The sequence below is a fragment of the Dyadobacter sp. OTU695 genome, assembly GCF_038440355.1.
GTDB lineage: Bacteria > Bacteroidota > Bacteroidia > Cytophagales > Spirosomataceae > Dyadobacter.
In genome coordinates this window covers 1-753 of sequence record NZ_JASATN010000072.1, presented here as the reverse complement: position 1 = coordinate 753, position 753 = coordinate 1, and the positions used below count along the sequence as shown (strand labels likewise).

Annotated in this window: 1 protein-coding gene and 1 pseudogene; both read left to right on the top strand. The window is 48.9% G+C overall.

Annotated features, from left to right (window positions below; all coding sequences use genetic code 11):
* Nucleotides 1-343: hypothetical protein (locus tag AAHB90_RS32465; RefSeq protein ID WP_342089486.1), on the top strand; the 343-nt coding region annotated here is incomplete at its 5' end.
* 8 nt (nucleotides 344-351) lie between these two features.
* Nucleotides 352-753 (top strand): annotated as a pseudogene (locus tag AAHB90_RS32460) (AraC family transcriptional regulator); the annotation flags it as partial.

Sequence of the window (753 nt, the reverse complement as noted above, 5' to 3'; positions counted from 1 at the left end):
AGCTTCCGCACTGCTGCTACTCGTTTCGGTAACGCTCAGTTTCAAACATGCCTGGGACACCCTGCATTACAGAAACAATCCGGAGTCCGTTAAGATGATGGAAAGTTTAGGAATCAGCGAAACATACATTCCATATCTGGCTTGTGTTGCCATAGCGGTCGGTGTACTTTTGCTCATCCCTGGCACCTTTTTCCTGGGCAATATGCTCAATGCGGTCCTGATTGTTATGATCATGGGACTGGCGCTGCGAGCGGGAGATTACCGCATGGCGTTGATAGAGATCCCATTTTTAGCCATGCCATTAGTGATGATTTGGCTCAAATATCCGTTTAAATTTAAATAACCCGCAGTATGGCAAACTGCAAACCCTACCGGATCAGCTCTATAACGGAGATTCACCGTTTGATGGGGCTCCCCAAACCCCATCACCCGCTGATCAGCATCGTTGACCTGAAAGGCCTGAGAAACGATACAGGTATAGAGGCGGTCGTTTTCGATTTGTATGTAATATCCATGAAAAGAGGGTGTGACGGCTTACATTACGGGCAACAGAAATACGACTTTGACGAAGGGCTTATGGCCTTTTTGTCTCCCGGCCAGATCCTGCGCGGTGAAGAGAACGGTGTACCTGCGGACCTGGAGGGCTGGATGCTGTTCGTACACCCCGACTTTCTTTGGAACACATCGCTTGCTACCAAGATCAAGCGGTACGAATACTTTAGCTATGCGACCAATGAAGCGCTGTTCCTTTCC